This is a genomic window from Streptococcus moroccensis (assembly GCF_030812835.1).
GTDB classification, from domain to species: domain Bacteria; phylum Bacillota; class Bacilli; order Lactobacillales; family Streptococcaceae; genus Streptococcus; species Streptococcus moroccensis.
The window spans coordinates 1-14,779 of record NZ_JAUSTM010000020.1 but is presented as its reverse complement, the minus strand read 5'-3'; the positions used below and the strand labels follow the sequence as shown (position 1 = coordinate 14,779).

The window sequence follows — 14,779 nt, the reverse complement described above, 5'->3', positions numbered from 1 at the left end:
TCCCATGTTTAAAGGTGCTTTATTTGACTTAGATGGTGTCATTGCTGACACAGCTGTCTTTCACTTTGCCGCCTGGCGCAACCTCGTTAAAAAATATTTTGATGCTGATTTGCCAGACGAACTCGAAGAAAAAACAAAGGGCGTTAGCCGTGAAGATTCCCTTCGCGTTATCCTAGACCATCTTCATATCAGTGTCCCATCTGAGGAGTTTTCACGTCTTGCCCAAGAAAAAAATGAAGCCTATATTGAAGCCTTAGACGTTTTAACACCGGATTATATCCTCCCAGGCATCGCTGATTTTATTCAAACCTTACAGGAAAAAGGCATTAAATTAGCCTTGGCCTCAGCCTCCAAAAATGGGCCTATTATTCTTGAAAAATTAGGCCTTGCAGATGCTTTTGATGCCATTGCTGACCCTGCTAAAGTGGCTGCGGGTAAACCAGCGCCTGATATTTTTAAAGCTGCAGCCCAAGGACTTGGCTTAGCCCCAGAAGAATGCATCGGCGTGGAAGATGCTGTCGCTGGTGTGACAGCTATTAATGCTTCTGGCGCCTATTCCGTCGCTGTCGGTGGTGAAGAGCTGGATCATGCTAAACTCCGCTTCGAGAGTACGGCAGATCTTGATTTTGATAAGATAACAGAAGCTTTCAATAGCTAACCAATCAGTTAAAAGGAGCCGCTATGAAACGTAGTGATATTACCATTCGAGACCCTTATGTTCTTGTTCATGATGGGATTTATTACCTTTATGGTACACGTAGTGAGACGACTTGGTCAGACGCTTCTGGATTTGATTGCTATACTTCTGAGGATTTGATCAACTGGGAAGGGCCAATTGAAATTTTTAACCGTGACGAGGACTTCTTTGCCACTCAGAATTTCTGGGCTCCTGAAGCCTATGTCTATAATGATAAATTCTATCTCTTGACCACTCTTGGAGCTCCAAATCGTCAGAAAGGTATTTATCTCCTAGAAGCTGATTATCCTACCGGTCCTTTTTCGCTCGTTAGTGAACGATTAACACCTGAAAATTGGGCAGCCATTGACGGAACACTTTACGTTGAAAATAACATTCCCTACTTAATTTTCTCCCACTCATTTGAGACATCGCCAGATGGGGATATGTGCTTACTGCCTTTATCGCATGACCTGATTAAACCAGTGGGAGAACCTATCACATTATTCTCAGCAGCAGATGCAAGCTGGGCCAAACCCATCCCTTTTGCAAAATCCGAGTTCGGCCTAGACGGAGACGTCTACTTTACAGATGGCCCATCTGTCTTTAAAGACGATGATGAGGAGGTCTTTATGTTATGGTCCAGTTGGGGAACAAGAGGGTATGCTGTCGGTCTTGCTAAATCTGAATCTGGCAGTATTAAAGGTCCGTGGATTCAGTTGGACACTCCTGTCTTCCCTGAGAATGGTGGTCACGCCATGGTCTTTACTGGCATCGACCACGTCAAACGCATGGCTTATCATTTCCCAAATGACCGATATAAAGAAATGCCACAGTTCGCCCAGTTAGTTAAAACTAACGGGGCCTATCACCTACAAAATCGCACAGACCTAAGTTAAGGAGGAACTTTTCATGACTGTAACTCACTATCAAAACCCTATCCTACGTGGCATGTATCCCGACCCATCTATTGTCCGTGTTGGAGAAACATACTACATGGTCAACTCGACCTTTGAATACTTCCCTGGTATTGCCCTGTCAACCTCTACAGATTTGCTTAACTGGACCAAATTGCCAAGTATTGTAACAAATCCTGAACAGGCAGATCTGAGACAGTCAAAGTCAAACGAAGGAATATTTGCGGTCTGTATTCGTTACCATAATGGGCATTTTTATGTCATCACAACTAACTTTGCTGAGTTCAAGAACTTCATCATTCGTGGACGTTTAGCTGATGACGGTCAAGCCATTATCTGGGAAGATAGCCGAGTTGTCGTGGATATCTTCGGTATCGATCCAGACCTCTACTTCGAAGAGGACAAGACTTATATCCAATTCACAGGTTACATTGATGACAAGGGCACTAAGGCCATCCAACAGGTTGAAATCGATCTAGAAACCGGCGCCATTATACGCGGCCCTGAAGTTTTGACTCTGGGCACAGGCGGTCGCGATGTTGAAGGCCCTCATATCATTAAAAAAGATGGCTACTACTACCTCCTTATGGCTGAAGGCGGTACAGGCCTTGGCCATATGATAACTATGTTTAGAGGGCAAAATCTTTGGGGGCCTTTCAATGAAGCTGCGCCTAAAAATCCTCTCTTTACCAATCGTGACCGAGCGGATGAACCGCTTCAGAATATCGGACATGCCGACATCTTTCAAGATACGGCTAGCAACTGGTGGATGACCTGTCTCGGAACACGTCCGGCTGCAGTGGGATTTGTACACTTTACCAATATCGGCCGTGAAACCCTGCTCTATCCTGTTGACTGGTCAGGAGATTGGCCAGTTATCAATGGGGGTGTCCCTTCACAAGTGGTGGATATGACAACTTTCCCGGACCATGCCAAAGCTTTAGAAAATCCTCAAGTAATCAGTGATTTCGTTGATAACTTTGACAGCCCTGACTTAAATCCAGAATGGGTCAGTCTTCGTTCGGACCTCACTGATCGTCTCCAAGTAGGGACTGGCTCCCTCAGTCTGACAGGGTCTGCTATTCGGCTCGATGAGCTAGCAACACCTTCCTTTTTAGCTCTTCGTCAGACCGAACACGAAGAAAACTTCGAAGTCGTCTTAGACACTGCTAACACTCTTGTCAACCAAGGACGTCTCGGTCTAGCCGTGACCATCAACTCCGATCACTTTGCAAGCTTGACCCTTGAGGCTGCGCCAGAAGGCGGTTATCAGTTCATCAAACATGTCCGCGTTCTTGATCTTGAGGTTGAGACAGTTGTCGGGCACAGCCAAACTCTTCCGACCCGCTTCACACTAGAACACACCGTTGCTAATAAAGCTTTTAAGGCTCATTTTGAAGATGGAAGCTCTATCGGATTCGACATCCATGCCATGCATTTTTCAAACGAAGCCATCGCTGCCCTAAACACCGGTGACTTCTATGGCCTCTATGTCTTAGACGATGCTCAGATGGTTGTGACAGGGGCAAATCGTAGAGCAAAATAAATAAGTAAGCCCAGAGCATCACTGCCTCTGGGATCTTTTTGTATCCTGCTTAATCACTAGCGTTTTTTCGATGTATGAATAACAGACAAAAACCCAAGACAAGGCTTGGGTGAGGACGTAGACAAACCCTAGTTTTCTGTCAACAGGACATTACGAAGTTCTTTCAAGGATTTAAAGAGTTGGTTTTTTACGAGCTATGCGAGCAATTATCGAAACTTTCCGCTGTGATAAAAGTGCCTGAAACTATTGCGTTTCAGGCACTCGGAATTTTTGAGACCTTAGGCTCAAAACTTAGGTTTGGAATCCGGAGGGAGTCGTTATCGTCCGTTAGCACCTAAGGAAAGTTTCAAAAGAGACTTTGTCTTCAATCTGACCCAAGACAAGGCTTGGGTCAGATTGAAGTTTTTCTAATAACTTTTTAAATTTTAGATAATAGAAATCATTTAGGTAGTTTCAATTCTTCCTTTGAAAATCCAAAGAAGTAACTCAGTAAAGCAGCCACAACAAAAGATAAAATTACAGAAATAGAACCATGGACAATATTAATACTTGTACCACCAACAAAGCTGAGAAAATATAAGAAATTAGCTGCTGTCATAACGTAACCCTCAACTCCCATTATTCCAGCATAAGCGGCTCCAACTGCAGCACCTATCATCATTGTAATTAGATTCTTTCTGTATTTTAAACTTATTCCATAAAGAGTTGGTTCTGTTATCCCCCCAACTATCCCTGAAATAAAGTAACCAAATGCAGCTGACTTCTCCTTGTTTGTTAATCTAAAGAATGCCCCAAGTGCAACCCCATAAATTGCCCAAACAGCATATGCTCCACTTAATAATATACCCTGGGAAACCCCAGTTTCAAAATAACTTGCCATCATCGGCATCATTAAGGCGAGATGCATTCCCGTCATTACTAAGAACGGCCATAAAGCAGCGACAAGGGCAATTCCTAGAAAACCAGTTTTCTCACCAATCAATAATAAACTTGAACTAATTAGTGCCCCGATATTCGTACCTAGAGGTGCTAAAAAAAGAATAGAAATTGGAATAGTTAATAACATGGTAAAAAAAGGCGTCGCTAATGTTGTAATTGAGTCAGGCATTACTTTTTTGAAAAATTTAAATATAATACTCATGACATAGACTGAAACCATGATTGGTATAACAGTTTGACCATAATTAACTAGACTGACATTAATACCTAGGGGAGTGAATTTTGTTCCATCAGTAACCATGTTGACAAATCCTGGTACTATCAGAAAACCTCCTAGCATACCTCCTAGCATAGGTTCTACCTTAAGTTGTTTAGCAGCATTAACACCAACATAAATTGGCATAAAGTAAAAGCCTGCATCAAAGACAAAGTTCATGAATAAAAACAGATCATCTGTTTCTGAATATAGATTCAATATACCTGGGCCTAAAACTGAATTTAATGCTTTAAAAAGACCTGCTGTAATGAGTACTGGAATTAAAGGTGTCATACAATTTGACATATAATTTAAGATTGATTTACCAACCTTCTTAAAAGTCCATTTTTCCGTGTCATCTAGATTCTCTTCAATCTGTGGACTCTTGTCAAAGTTACCTAATAAGGTGAAATCATCAAACACTTTAGCAACGCTTGGACCAATAATGATTTGATATTGTCCATTGCTATGAGCGACGCCTAAAACTCCATCTAAAGCCTTAACAGTTTCATCATTAACAATGCTTTCATTTTTCAAACTAAGTCTCAACCGTGTCATGCAATGCATTACTGAATTTATATTTGATGTACCACCAACGGCTTCAAAAATATCCGATGCTAATTGTTTTGTACTCATTTTAAATACCTCTATTTTAAATTATTATAATCTATTTGTAAAACTTGCTGAGAATCTAGCCAACTTATCACCGAGGGGTTACATAGCATTTCTGCTTCTTTTGCTCGAACTAAAGTCATTGATGATTTTTCTTCAAGATAGGTATCTACATAACCAGGATGAAAAACTAGTAAATCACATCCATCTTCATGTAAATGACTTAAACAGTCTTGGACTGCCAAAAAAGGATTCTCACTGTATTTTCGAAAGTCTTTTGGAATATACGGATAGACTTTCGAACTACCAAAAAATACTCCATCTTCTTTAAAAGACATCGGGAAATAAGATAACTCATATCGTTCAGCAACTATTTTTAGTGCTTCAAAAAAAATGGGACTAGCGACTGCATGCCCCTCAAAATAGTCAGGATCACGGCCTACAATTGTACAAAATCGATGATATTGTGCTTCAATTTCTTTAACAGCATGCTCTAACTCAACAAAATCAATTCCTTTGGAAGCAGACTCACGGTATTCTTTACTACTTTTAAATTGACCGTTGCTGTTACATAAACTTGAAATACTTTCGGAGTCTAGTATAGGGTAGCCGACACATATATTAACGTGTAAACCTAAAGAAACATCCTTGTCCTTTATGAGATTATAACCATGCATAGTAGCGTCCATATTGACCATAAAACCAACATTTTTCACCAACCCACTATTAACAGAATCATATATCCCATAATTTACTCCTCTGCTGTAACCCAAATCATCTGCCCTAATCAAAATTTTCTTCATTTAGTAATCCTTTCTTAATTCTATTTTGATACCAATAAAAACTCTTTTTAGGAATGCGTTTACACTCTTTTGCATCTTCATCTGTCCGATCAACGAAAACAAGTCCATAACGCTTGCCAAAACCTTGATGCGAACTGACCAAATCTAAGAAAGACCATGTTGAATAGCCTAAGAGAGGATAGCCATCTTTCACAAATTGTTCACATTGATCAATATGCTTAGATAGATAATCAATACGATATTCATCCTTAATTTCGCCATTTTCAACTACATCTGAGTAGGCTAATCCATTTTCAGTAACGATAAGCGGTAAATGATATCGCTCATAGATATCTCTCATCCCCGTATATAGTCCCTGTGGATCAATTCCAAATTCCATCCAGCGCGTTTTTTCAAGATAAGTATTATTACCAAGAGTAAACAGATTATTTCGATAGAATGGTGGAAGTTTGGAAGTATCGTCATTCTTTCGTCGGGCACGAATGCATGTGCTACAATAGTAGTTAATGCCAATTAAATCAGGCTTAATAGATGCCAAAATTTCTTGATCGCCTTCCTCAATCATCGGAAACCATCCATTTTTTGTTAGATAATTAGTATAAGATTGTGGATAGCGTCCCCAAATAGACATATCTAAAAAACAGTTTTGTAAAAAATCTTGAGCATCCTTGGCAGCGCGAATATCTTCTGGAAATGGCGTTTCAGGATAAACAACCTGCATAGAACAAACCGGTCCAATTTGTCCATGTGGTACAAGGGTACGGAAAACCTTAATCGCTTTTTTCTCCGCGAGGGACATGTGATAGCTCATCTGATACATGTCTTTCATGCTTTGCTCAGCATTGGCTTCATGATTTCCATTTAGATCTTTTGCAGCAATAGCAATCATCTGCTCATTGATAGTTCCCCACATTTTGACACGATCTCCAAATACTTCAAAACAGATTTTAGCGTAATTAACAAAATCGTCGATACATTCTCTAGATTTCCATCCTCCATATAAATCTACTAAATGTTGTGGCATTTCAAAATGGTAGAGAGTTGGAAATGGTGTGATGCCATGCTTAAGACATTCATCAATAAGGCCATTATAAAAAGCTATCCCATCCTCGTTAACTTGCTTTCCATCACCCATAATGCGAGTCCAATTAAAAGAAAAACGGTAAAGTGTTAACCCCAGTTCTGCCATTAATCGTACATCTTCTTTCCAATGGTGGTAATGGTCTGCAGCAACTTTGTTGTCTGCTATTCCATCAGGTACTGATCTAACATCTGTTGTGGCAATTCCTTTACCACCCTCACCATAGCCTCCTTCTACTTGGAAGGCAGAAGTAGATGCTCCCCATAAAAATGAATGAGTCATTTAAAACCTCCTCTTATTATTTTATACATTTACTTTATCATTTAAAGAAACCCGAATAAACTTCAATTCGGGCTACTGAATTTCAAAAAACAAAAAAAGTTTCATGTTTTGAAACTTTTTAGTATTTATAATTCACAAAGTAAGTCATAATCAAGAGCTCTATGGTATGTAGCAAGGAAATGCGCCCTTCTGTTTCAGAGTTAAACTTATTACAGAAGATTAAATAATCAATATCTCTGTATATCTTTGCGTGATTTTCCATCGTGATCGCTATAATGGTTATTTGTTTTTCCTTAAGTCTTCTCAGAACATCTTGATTTCTGTACAAATAACCACCTTCTAGAGATCCTATAATGACCACACTTTTATCTTTTAAAGAGTCTACTAATTCAAGGTCTGTGGTATCAAAATGTTTCAAATGTACAAATCGATTACACTCAGCCAATTTAACTTGAAAATGCTGTCCTATAATATTAGCAAATTCTAGCCCAAGAAAAGCAACGTCTGGTGCATCATGAATTAAGCCACATATCTGAGCTAAATCAACTTTTTGAAGCATATCTAAATTATAATTTAAATTTTGTACGATATTATTTGTATAGTTTTGAAAAACTGGTAATAAATCATCATGTTCAGCTCTGCGAACATTGTTAGAGTAGTCAACTTCAATATCGATTTCCTCTCGACACTTTTGTTTAAATTGACCATAGCCGGTGAAACCATGTTTTTTCACAAAACGAGACAAGGATGAAGGTGAAACAAAACATAACTCAGCCATCTCATGAATAGAGGCATCTGAAATGCTCTTAAAATTCTTGAGAAGGCCTTCAGCAATAGCATATTCAACCTTATTACTATTTGATTTGTTTAAAATATTTAGTAACAAGCTAATTACGTTGTATGTCACCAATTCTCACCCTCACTTATCAATACTACTTTCTTCATTATACCATATGACTCTTTATTTTGTTCTACTATATTTTTTAGCCATTATTTAGAAATAAACTATGACTTAAAAAACCTTAGCATTATTCAAAAACAGATCACTCGTTTGAGTGACCTGTGAATCGAAACCTTAAATTTTTGATGATAAATTCTTTTTATTCTTATTTAGGATAGCTATGTTGTAAATAAAACTCTAAATAGAACAGAAAATTTATTAAGTTGATTAACTCTTAATTAAATCATCAAAAGTTATAAGTCTAATATTATTCTCTTCAAGATAAGTTCTAGTATCTGGATGACATAACATCTCAACTTCCAAAGCTCTCACTGTGGTCATACTTGAATTTCTTAACAGATAAGCATCTATATAACCTGGATGAAAAACCAACATATGACAGATCCCTTTACGGCTATTCATAACAGTGTTTTCAATGATTGAGAAAGGATTGTTCTCATAAACTTCAAAGTTTTTGGGGATAGATAGCTGAATTTCTGCTTTCCCAAAACTAATCGACTCTTCACCAGTTGGCATTGGTAAATAAGGTAAATCATACTTATTAGCAACAATTTCTAAAGCTTTAAAGAAGTTGGGACTAGCGATAGCATGACCTTCAAAGTAACTTGGTTTTTCGCCTGTTAAATAGACAAATTGGTGATATTGAGCTTCAATTTCTAAGACAGCTTCATCGAGATTAACAAAATCTTCACCTTTTCTGTATGCTTCTCGGTAAGTCTTACTTGTGTGAAACTCTCCATTATTCTGACATAAACTTGGAATCAATTTAGGATCCAAAATTGGTTTCCCAAGACAAATATTCGTATGTTGACCTAGATACACATCATAATCCTTTAGAAGGTCTAATCCATGAAACGTACTTGGCATGTTGACCATAACACCTACAGATTTAACCAATCCATTTGAAACGGCCTTCCCAATCCCTAAATTCACACCCTCACTGTAACCTAAATCATCTGCACGTATTAGGAAATCTTTCATAATAATTTCTCCTTAAGAAACGTTCTGCTGCTCGTTGGTTAATACAAATAATTTATGGTGGACATCAATAAATTCTTCAGCTAACACTTTAAAACTTTCTGCACTCATTAATTGATCTTCCGCATGCAGTAGCAAAAGGTTAATTGAAACATGTTCACCATTAGCTTCCTTCTTGATTAAATCACCATGAGCATGATGTCCTTGGACATAGTAATTCTCACCTTCTCTTATCAAATCATATGCTTCAGAGAAGTAACCATTTTTAGCCTTTTGGATAGCTTCTATGAAACAACTTCTTGCAGTTCCTACTGCTGATATAATTTGAAAGGCTACAAGTTCTAAACCATCCATTACACATCCCCCAGTTGCTCTCTAACTGATGAGATAACAGCTTTTCCATCCATCATGCCATAGGCTGCCATGTCAATGACTTGCACTGGAATGGTAACTGAATTTTTGACATCTTGTAATTTAAATCGAATTTGAGGACCCAATAGGATAATATCTGCATCCCCCTTAATATTGTCCAATTCAGTGATGGAATAGGCAGAAATAGCACAATTATAACCAATTGTCTCTGCGTAATCCTTCATTTTAGAAACTAATAAACTAGTTGACATTCCATTAGAGCACATTAAAACAATTTTTCTCATTTTTTTCTTAACCTTTCATGTATTTTAATTATAACTGTACTTACAAAGTCCCTTCTTCCCTACGATATTTCTTATCCATAACTAAGATGAATGGTGCAAAGATAGCAATATCAAGCAAGAAGAGAGCAATTTCTAATAGTGCAATACTATAGTGACCGTTTAAAATCCCTGTTATGATAAGAGGCATATTAAAGACAAGTACTCCAGACGTCCGTGCAACTAATCCAATAGATGTAAGTAAATAACCGATAATGAAATTAATTACTGGTGTAATCATCCAAGGAATCCAGATAATCGGATTAAAAACTATTGGCAATCCAAAAATAAGAGGTTCTGAGATACCAAAAATAGCCGGTACAATAGAGACTTTACCAATCCCTCTAAGTCGTTGTGATTTGGCAACCAATAATATTGAGGTTGCAATTGCTGGATATAATGTTGCGACAGTCATAATGTATGAAAATGAAAGTGTAATAATATTAGGTAAATCTGAACCTGTAGCAAAAGCCGCTTGATTTTCAACATTGAGAGTCATTAAGATTGGCCCCATCAAGCTAGAGATATACCCTGGATGAACACCCAGTCCCCAACTTAATTGAGTAAGCATTTGCACAATCGTATTTGGAACTAAGCTACCGCCTACAAGAGCTGTTACTGGAAGTTGTAAAAGGGAGTAAATCAAATCAAAAATACTTGGATAATTTGTCAAGCCAATAATTAAATTAACTAAGACAATGACCAAAATTTGAATGGCGCCTGGAATCAATGCTGCAAACGACTGTGAAACATAATCTGGAGTCCCAGAAGGCATTTTTATAACCCAATTACGTCTTTCAACCCATCCATAGACTAATACGGTCACAATAGCGACAAGCATGCCAACCACTACTCCTTTTGTACCCAAATAATTATAGGACAAATAGGATGTGCCATCTTCTAGAGTTGCCATCGGCAAAAGAGCAAGATAACTAATCACCGCAAAAATCGGTACTATTTTTGATCTTAATTTTTCCGACTCCGCAAATGATCTAGCAATCCCATAGGTAAAATAGAGTCCAAGCATATTTGTGGTCGCATTGACAACAAGAGTTAATATCGTATTAAGTTTCGTAGAAGCCAAGAAGGTCTGCCAAGCCTCTACCTTAATCCCTAAGAAAAGGCCTGCAAATGAGCCAATGATAACAACTGGAATTAACATCATCATGCCACTTGATATTGCTTGAATATACTTGTTTGCCCCAATTTTACCACCAAAAACTGTTAGTTTTTCGACAAATTTACTATTTGCAAATTGATCCATATTCATTTCGTGATACTCCTTTTATAAATTATTTCCGTTTGTTTCAATAGTTTCTTTATACCAATAAAAGCTGTCTTTTCGGTAACGTTTGAAACTTCCTTGTCCGTAATCATCAGCATCGACATAGACTAGGCCATAGCGTTTCTTCATCTCTCCAGTACCTGCAGAGACTAAGTCAATACAGCCCCACGCAGTATAACCCATCAAGTCAACAGCATCCTCAATTACCGCTTTTTTCATTTCTTTTAAATGGTTTTCAAAATAAGAAATGCGATAAGAATCATTAACATGGTCATCTACTAATATATCCTCTGCGCCAAGCCCATTTTCAACAATAAATAGAGGAATTTGATATCTATTGTATAAGTAATTCAATGTCGTTCTCAATCCAATAGAGTCTATCTGCCATCCCCATTCATTATTCTTGAGATAGGGATTCTCTAATCCAGCAACCATATTCCCTTTTACTTCATTTTCGCCTGGCCGATCTTCGCCTTGTACCAACGACATATAATATGAGAAGGAGCAAAAATCTACTTTTCCAGCCTTGAGAACCACTTTGTCCTCTTCCGAAATAGCAATATCAATCCCTAGACTCTGATATTTACGTAACTGACGTCTGCTGTAGTATCCTCTAACCTGAACATCAATTAAACCTAAAAAATCATTATTTACATTTTCAGCTTTTAACACATCCTCTGGGTGACAGGTTCTCGGGTAATTCATCCCAAAAAGAGCCATACATCCGACTTTATTTTCTGGATTAACCTCGTGAGCCACTTGAACAGCCTTAGCACTCGCTAAGAGAATATGATGGCCTGACTGATAGATAACTTCTTGAGGATTTTCACTATCTTCAAAAATTAATCCTGCTGGAAAATAGGGCATAAACTCAATGGCATTAAGCTCATTGAATGTAATCCAATATTTCACATAGGGCTTAAAGCGTGTCATAACCACCCGGCAATAATGTTCAAAAAAGTGGATTAACTTTCTATTCCGCCATGATCCATACTCTGTTACTAAATGCAGAGGCATTTCATAATGAGATAGCGTCACAATCGGTTCAATTCTATGTTTTTTGAGTAATTTAAAAACAGACTCATAAAAAGCTAAGCCCTCTTCATTTGGTGAAACCTCGTCCCCTTTTGGAAAAATTCTAGACCAAGCAATGCTCAGTCTTAGACATTTGAACCCCATTTCCGCCATCAGCTCAATGTCTTCTTGGTAGTTAACATAAAAATGATTCCCCCAATGGTTGGGATATATTTCTCCCGTTAAAACACCATTCGTTACTCTGCGTTTACTATTTTTGTCTCCTTTAGTGAAGACATCCATAATACTTAGTCCTTTTCCGTCGGTATCAAAGCTGCCTTCGCACTGATTAGCAGCCAAAGCACCGCCCCATAAAAAGTCTTTAGGCAATTCCATGTAAGCGTTCCCTCCTTTGATGATTTTATTTTAAGCTTTATTTCTAAGAAAGTACATGTTATAATTTCTTTAGATATCCGACTTTTTTTCTGATAATTATAGAGGTAACCATGCAACGATACATTACATATGCGCAACTGGAAGAACAATTAAATCATTACACTCAATCTACCGAACATCTCCCTTTTAGAGAGGCAATTAGAGAAATTGTGAACAGAGGAGACATACTGACTAAACCTACGATACATCCAAAACGTTCATTGTTAAGCGTTGAAGAATTTCACAACGCTATTTACCAAAGCTCTATTCCGATCAACGATTTTCTCAGCTCAACGGATACAACCAGAGACTCATCTTTAATTCCTAATAATTTAGATATCTTTGCAATTAAACATGTTCTTTTTTCAAAGCATTCCCCTTATAAACATAATTCCTTCACCATTAATTTTGTTTATCATGGTCGTGTCACTTTTATTTTTGAAAATGAAGAACATCAAATGACAGAGGGGGAATTATGTATTATCTCTCCAAATTCAACTTATAAAATAATACCGGATAATAAAGATTGTATCGTTATTGAGATTTTCATAAGAAAGTCAACCTTTGATCTGATTTTTTCTAATACTCTCTCTCAAATTGAGCCTTTATCGAGTTTTTTTAAAGAGGTTTTATACAAAAATAATTTTTCTTCCAATTATTTACTTTTTGGTAGTACAAATTCTGAATTTATACGAGAAATTATCCAAAATATCTATATCGAAACGACTTATCAACAAGTCTATTCTAATCAAATTGCGATAAATTATACTAATCTTCTCTTTTTCAACATCGTGAGATATCTTGAGTTCAAGGATATTTATTATCCCCTTAAAAATGATAAGACTGATAACTACTATCAAATACTCTTATACATTAAAGATCATTTTCAAGAGGTTACCCTTGAATCATTAAGCCAAACCTTTAACTACTATCCTTCCTATATCAGTACATTAATCAAAAAAGAATTTGGTGTCACTTTCAATCAATACCTTACAAAAATTAGAATGAGTGAAGCAGAAAAAATGCTTACTCACACCCATGATAATCTAGCAGATATTAGCGAGCGTATCGGTTACAACAGCCCTGATCATTTCACACGTATCTTCAAAAAATTTTTTAATCAAACCCCCTCAGAATACCGTAAACAATATGGTAAAAATTAGATAAATCAATTCATAATACAAAATACATATAGAATCTTAAATATTATTCAAACACAATAGTATTCGAAAACTTTATTACTCCGTAATCGAGTAGGGACTTATCTCTAGTCCCTCTCACACTACTGTACATGCCGTTCGGCACACGGCGATTCAACTAAACTTTAGCGAGAAAGCTGCGCATTCCCACATCTATCAGTATAAGATTTTGTTCTGCCTGTGTCGGCCTATATTTATGACCAACCTCTTTCGATATACTTTCTCAGAGTATCATCGTTTCAGACCAGGTGTCGGACAGACAAAATCAATTCGATAGATAATCATTTAATCGTTCGGTCCTTCGCTACACTTCCATTACAGAAGCTTCATCACTACTATGACCTCGTCTGACTTCTCATGATTCGTTGCTACTACGTCTAACTGACGCTCATGAGACCTCACGGGATAAGTCGTACATCTTTCATAGTTTACACTCGTGATTTACGCATATAGGTTACTACTACCTTTTTAGACTTTAGTGTTCCTAGCCACCTTATCCGCTATATACGCCTTCGTATCACATTCCTATTCGTAGTACCACGATTTCGCTATCCCATCCTCTCCCCACCACCTCGCAATAGTCAGGCTTGGGTTTTTTGCTATTGGGTTCACCAGTAGCGGGTTCCCTCGGAGGACTTTCGCCTCAGATGTACGACAGGCCTGTCGTACCAAAAAGGCTCTATAATTTCTGTAGTGGGTAAAAACCTTACGGAGATTATGGAGCCTTTTTGAGTGTAGAAAAAAAGTTCCATATGATCTATAATGAAAAGCGATAAAACAACTCATTAGAAAGACTCATATGGAACACTTAAATCTTATCACAAATACGCTCGGAATAAAAGACCCTAATATCACGATAACCCAAGAATCTGATATGGGGATGCACAGAGAACTCCGTGCCTTCTTAGATTATGATCCTCCAAAATGTCCTGGCTGCCAAAGTCAAATGGCCAAATATGACTTCCAAAAAGAATCCAAGATTCCCTACCTAGAATGTGCCGGGTACAAACTGTTGATTCGTCTTAGAAAACGTCGTTTCCGTTGTCAAAACTGCAGAAAAATGGCTGTTGCACAGACGCCTCTGGTCAGGAAGAACCACCAAA

General features: G+C 37.7%; 14 protein-coding genes. 5 read left to right on the top strand and 9 right to left on the bottom strand.

The window, feature by feature from the left end:
- Positions 1-4: 4 nt before the first annotated feature.
- The 3 genes from pgmB to J2S23_RS08880 are packed head-to-tail and all read left to right on the top strand — an operon-like array spanning position 5 to position 3,139.
- Positions 5-658, top strand: coding sequence for a beta-phosphoglucomutase (pgmB, locus tag J2S23_RS08890; protein ID WP_307122369.1), 654 nt, complete (start codon positions 5-7; stop codon positions 656-658).
- Positions 659-681: 23 nt separating this feature from the next.
- Positions 682-1,575, top strand: a complete 894-nt coding sequence (locus J2S23_RS08885; RefSeq protein WP_307122368.1) for a glycoside hydrolase family 43 protein — start codon at positions 682-684, stop codon at positions 1,573-1,575.
- A 13-nt stretch (positions 1,576-1,588) separates the two neighbouring features.
- Positions 1,589-3,139: a glycoside hydrolase family 43 protein gene (locus tag J2S23_RS08880; protein WP_307122367.1), complete on the top strand. Its 1,551-nt coding sequence runs from the start codon at positions 1,589-1,591 to the stop codon at positions 3,137-3,139.
- Positions 3,140-3,578: 439 nt separating this feature from the next.
- Here the strand turns inward: J2S23_RS08880 and J2S23_RS08875 are convergent, their stop codons facing one another.
- The 9 genes from J2S23_RS08875 to J2S23_RS08835 form a co-directional block, all read right to left on the bottom strand.
- Complete coding sequence (locus tag J2S23_RS08875) at positions 3,579-4,970, bottom strand: PTS transporter subunit EIIC (protein WP_307122366.1); 1,392 nt, start codon at positions 4,968-4,970, stop codon at positions 3,579-3,581.
- A gap of 11 nt (positions 4,971-4,981) precedes the next feature.
- On the bottom strand, positions 4,982-5,749 hold the full coding sequence (locus tag J2S23_RS08870; protein ID WP_307122365.1) for a ChbG/HpnK family deacetylase: 768 nt from the start codon (positions 5,747-5,749) through the stop codon (positions 4,982-4,984).
- Positions 5,730-7,112, bottom strand: coding sequence for a glycoside hydrolase family 1 protein (locus J2S23_RS08865; protein ID WP_307122364.1), 1,383 nt, complete (start codon positions 7,110-7,112; stop codon positions 5,730-5,732). Before J2S23_RS08865 ends, J2S23_RS08870 begins: the two co-directional genes overlap by 20 nt.
- Positions 7,113-7,230: 118 nt before the next feature.
- The gene (locus J2S23_RS08860; protein ID WP_307122363.1) at positions 7,231-8,019 is read right to left on the bottom strand and encodes a MurR/RpiR family transcriptional regulator; all 789 of its coding nucleotides are present in this window, start codon (positions 8,017-8,019) and stop codon (positions 7,231-7,233) included.
- A 261-nt stretch (positions 8,020-8,280) separates the two neighbouring features.
- A complete protein-coding gene (locus J2S23_RS08855; protein ID WP_307122362.1) occupies positions 8,281-9,054 on the bottom strand; it encodes a ChbG/HpnK family deacetylase in 774 nt (257 codons plus the stop codon).
- A gap of 12 nt (positions 9,055-9,066) precedes the next feature.
- On the bottom strand, positions 9,067-9,405 hold the full coding sequence (locus J2S23_RS08850) for a PTS sugar transporter subunit IIA (RefSeq protein WP_307122361.1): 339 nt from the start codon (positions 9,403-9,405) through the stop codon (positions 9,067-9,069).
- A complete protein-coding gene (locus tag J2S23_RS08845; protein ID WP_307122391.1) occupies positions 9,405-9,689 on the bottom strand; it encodes a PTS sugar transporter subunit IIB in 285 nt (94 codons plus the stop codon). Before J2S23_RS08845 ends, J2S23_RS08850 begins: the two co-directional genes overlap by 1 nt.
- A gap of 58 nt (positions 9,690-9,747) precedes the next feature.
- The gene (locus J2S23_RS08840; RefSeq protein WP_307122360.1) at positions 9,748-11,013 is read right to left on the bottom strand and encodes a PTS sugar transporter subunit IIC; all 1,266 of its coding nucleotides are present in this window, start codon (positions 11,011-11,013) and stop codon (positions 9,748-9,750) included.
- Between the two features lie 15 nt (positions 11,014-11,028).
- On the bottom strand, positions 11,029-12,438 hold the full coding sequence (locus J2S23_RS08835; protein WP_307122359.1) for a family 1 glycosylhydrolase: 1,410 nt from the start codon (positions 12,436-12,438) through the stop codon (positions 11,029-11,031).
- A 110-nt stretch (positions 12,439-12,548) separates the two neighbouring features.
- On the opposite strand from J2S23_RS08835, the gene J2S23_RS08830 reads away from it, so the two are divergent.
- The gene (locus J2S23_RS08830; RefSeq protein ID WP_307122358.1) at positions 12,549-13,640 is read left to right on the top strand and encodes an AraC family transcriptional regulator; all 1,092 of its coding nucleotides are present in this window, start codon (positions 12,549-12,551) and stop codon (positions 13,638-13,640) included.
- Between the two features lie 835 nt (positions 13,641-14,475).
- Positions 14,476-14,779, top strand: a 304-nt coding sequence (locus tag J2S23_RS08825; protein ID WP_307122357.1) for a transposase family protein, incomplete at its 3' end; no start/stop codon positions are given.

Coding starts and splice junctions, on each gene's coding strand:
- pgmB (WP_307122369.1), top strand. CDS start 5: ATGTTTAAAGGTGCTTTATTTGACTTAGATGGTGTCATTGCTGACACA.
- J2S23_RS08885 (WP_307122368.1), top strand. CDS start 682: ATGAAACGTAGTGATATTACCATTCGAGACCCTTATGTTCTTGTTCAT.
- J2S23_RS08880 (WP_307122367.1), top strand. CDS start 1,589: ATGACTGTAACTCACTATCAAAACCCTATCCTACGTGGCATGTATCCC.
- J2S23_RS08875 (WP_307122366.1), bottom strand. CDS start 4,970: ATGAGTACAAAACAATTAGCATCGGATATTTTTGAAGCCGTTGGTGGT.
- J2S23_RS08870 (WP_307122365.1), bottom strand. CDS start 5,749: ATGAAGAAAATTTTGATTAGGGCAGATGATTTGGGTTACAGCAGAGGA.
- J2S23_RS08865 (WP_307122364.1), bottom strand. CDS start 7,112: ATGACTCATTCATTTTTATGGGGAGCATCTACTTCTGCCTTCCAAGTA.
- J2S23_RS08855 (WP_307122362.1), bottom strand. CDS start 9,054: ATGAAAGATTTCCTAATACGTGCAGATGATTTAGGTTACAGTGAGGGT.
- J2S23_RS08850 (WP_307122361.1), bottom strand. CDS start 9,405: ATGGATGGTTTAGAACTTGTAGCCTTTCAAATTATATCAGCAGTAGGA.
- J2S23_RS08845 (WP_307122391.1), bottom strand. CDS start 9,689: ATGTGCTCTAATGGAATGTCAACTAGTTTATTAGTTTCTAAAATGAAG.
- J2S23_RS08840 (WP_307122360.1), bottom strand. CDS start 11,013: ATGAATATGGATCAATTTGCAAATAGTAAATTTGTCGAAAAACTAACA.
- J2S23_RS08835 (WP_307122359.1), bottom strand. CDS start 12,438: ATGGAATTGCCTAAAGACTTTTTATGGGGCGGTGCTTTGGCTGCTAAT.
- J2S23_RS08830 (WP_307122358.1), top strand. CDS start 12,549: ATGCAACGATACATTACATATGCGCAACTGGAAGAACAATTAAATCAT.